The 2,134-nt window shown below is 39.7% G+C and carries 4 protein-coding genes; all 4 read left to right on the plus strand.

Going from position 1 to position 2,134, the window contains the following annotated elements:
- Window positions 1-40 precede the first annotated feature (40 nt).
- The 4 genes from MC7420_RS33630 (at window position 41) to MC7420_RS33645 (ending at window position 2,103) form a co-directional block, all read left to right on the plus strand.
- The gene (locus tag MC7420_RS33630; RefSeq protein WP_006106341.1) at window positions 41-484 is read left to right on the plus strand and encodes a deaminase domain-containing protein; all 444 of its coding nucleotides are present in this window, start codon (window positions 41-43) and stop codon (window positions 482-484) included.
- Window positions 485-510: 26 nt separating this feature from the next.
- The gene (locus MC7420_RS33635) at window positions 511-1,392 is read left to right on the plus strand and encodes a hypothetical protein (protein WP_157453444.1); all 882 of its coding nucleotides are present in this window, start codon (window positions 511-513) and stop codon (window positions 1,390-1,392) included.
- Between the two features lie 36 nt (window positions 1,393-1,428).
- Window positions 1,429-1,806 carry a hypothetical protein gene (locus MC7420_RS33640; RefSeq protein WP_006106347.1) on the plus strand — a complete coding sequence of 126 codons (378 nt, stop codon included), beginning with the start codon at window positions 1,429-1,431 and terminating at the stop codon, window positions 1,804-1,806.
- A gap of 108 nt (window positions 1,807-1,914) precedes the next feature.
- Window positions 1,915-2,103: an XRE family transcriptional regulator gene (locus MC7420_RS33645; RefSeq protein WP_006106367.1), complete on the plus strand. Its 189-nt coding sequence runs from the start codon at window positions 1,915-1,917 to the stop codon at window positions 2,101-2,103.
- The last annotated feature ends 31 nt before the right edge of the window (window positions 2,104-2,134 follow it).

Here is a 2,134-nt window from a genome sequence, read left to right on the forward strand (position 1 = left end):
GGAATGTTGGGTATGTTCTTAAAGCCAAGGAGCAATCCCCGTGAAAAATAACAATTTTGCAGGATGGGAGGACTTACAAGCCAGGGCTGCTGACATCCGGCAGAAATACCTAAAAAAACCCATAGGTAAAGGTAATGTTGCGATTGCTGATGTACATCTCTCTAATAATGTAGCCTTCTGTGCTGGAGCAACTTCTAGAGCCAAAAGCCCTATTCCTATACCACCACCTAAATCACAAGGAGGACAGTTCGAGCCATCTCTCGACTCCCGTACTCGCCGCCTTATGAACACTGACGCTGAGTACAAAATCCTGTCAGCAATTGCTGAGACTCTTGAGAGGTCTTATGATCTTGAAATAGAGGGTAGCCTCTATCTCTATACTGAGTTACAGCCATGCGAAAGCTGCAACGACGTTCTGAGACAATTCAAAGACAAATTTCCCAATATAAACGTTGATGTCTTTTGGGATTATCCATATCCATAAAAATCTTAGACCTACCAAAATAAATCATGGCATTTCAATGGAGGAACTCTATATACAAACAACTCACTCTTAATCGACAGTCCTTACTACATCATCTACCTGCTTCGCTTCAAAAAGCCATGGTTACGGCGTGGAATCAGCACTATGAAGAGCTTTATGAATCAGAATCAGACGGAACCGTTCTGCTTGAAGATGCCTTAAGTAGGACTTTAAACTCATTTCAAACTAGCAATCAGACATTAATGCAGATCCGTTATGTATGGATGGCATTAACCCTAGCTGTTGTTGTCGAGCCTACTATTAAATACTATCAGCCTGATCACCCAATTCCAGAAGAAACCATCAACAAGCTAACCAACTGGCTGCTTAAAACTATCGCCGGACTGTTCTATCCCCAAGAAAATTTTAATCGAGAATTTGATAATGTATTGAATGACACATCAGTAGAAAATAATCATATTTTTCCTAACAAAAAAATATCTAGCTTTCAAGTCTTATCAGAAGCCTTAGATGTCTATATCAGTGCAATAAATGCCCTAGAACCAAGCCATTCGCTACAAGCACTATTGGACATTTTAGATGATTGTTTAGAAGGCTATGCTATTTTTCCAGGTTCTTATGGAAGGCGTGAGCTTTTTAATTGGTGGTTACTAGATATTGTCCCATCATGTTGGTATCTGCTCCCTCCTACTTCCGTATACTCATTAAACGAGCTGGCGAACGATGATAGCCATCAAACTTTAAGCCAATTAGAAGAAACAAGTTCTTTGATGTGGTCTCTGATTGAAGCAGCCATTCATAATCAGAATAGTAGGGAAGAATATTGGTTGAGTTCTCGCAACAATACGTTTAAAGAAAAAATTGATAGCCAGTTTGAACATAACCAGTTCACCTTGAGTAATATTTAATCGTGGCGTTTATTTACTGTTTATTAGGAGGAACTTATGAGTAATCAGCAAGATGTCATAGCTGAACTTTTGAATAGCGTGCGTGAGAAAGACTCTGACAATGAAGACAAAAAAAGCTACGGAGAAGAGCATCTTACTCAGCTTAGGACAGCTTGCGACAATTTCCTGAGGAAGGAAGACTTCAAGGTCGGGCAAATTGTGAAGTGGAAGAAAGACCTGAAAAATAGAAAGCTTCCGCATAAAAATCAACCAGCCATTGTAGTGAGAGTATTAGACGAACCTATAGTCAGTACAGAGGATGAGTCCAGCAGTCCTTATTTTTTAGAGAAATTAGATATTGTTCTAGGGGTTATGTCTAACGAGGGTACGTTTTTAACCTTCTATTATGACAGTAGTAGGTTCGAGTATTATTGACCTTTTTAATCACATAGCTTTTACGGCTACAATCCCAATTGATCCTTCGTGCCCCAAATGGTATACCCAACAAGAAATGACAGAAAAAAGAGTTCCTGCAAGGTTTTAATGACTACCAATCCTTATATCGGTTCTTCACTTGACAATCTCCTCGAAGAAGACGGAATACTTGACGAAGTAGAAGCAATTGCACTTAAGCGGGTTCTCGCTTGGCAAATTTCTCAGGCAATGCAAGAAAGAGGACTCACCAAAACAGAAATGGCTCAACAGATGCACACAGTTTGTAGGATGCGTTAGCGAAGCGTAACGCATCGATATCAATCAAATA

The organism is Coleofasciculus chthonoplastes PCC 7420, assembly GCF_000155555.1.
Taxonomy (GTDB): Bacteria; Cyanobacteriota; Cyanobacteriia; order Cyanobacteriales; family Coleofasciculaceae; genus Coleofasciculus; species Coleofasciculus chthonoplastes_A.

Coding starts and splice junctions, on each gene's coding strand:
- MC7420_RS33635 (WP_157453444.1), top strand. CDS start 511: ATGGCATTTCAATGGAGGAACTCTATATACAAACAACTCACTCTTAAT.
- MC7420_RS33640 (WP_006106347.1), top strand. CDS start 1,429: ATGAGTAATCAGCAAGATGTCATAGCTGAACTTTTGAATAGCGTGCGT.
- MC7420_RS33645 (WP_006106367.1), top strand. CDS start 1,915: ATGACTACCAATCCTTATATCGGTTCTTCACTTGACAATCTCCTCGAA.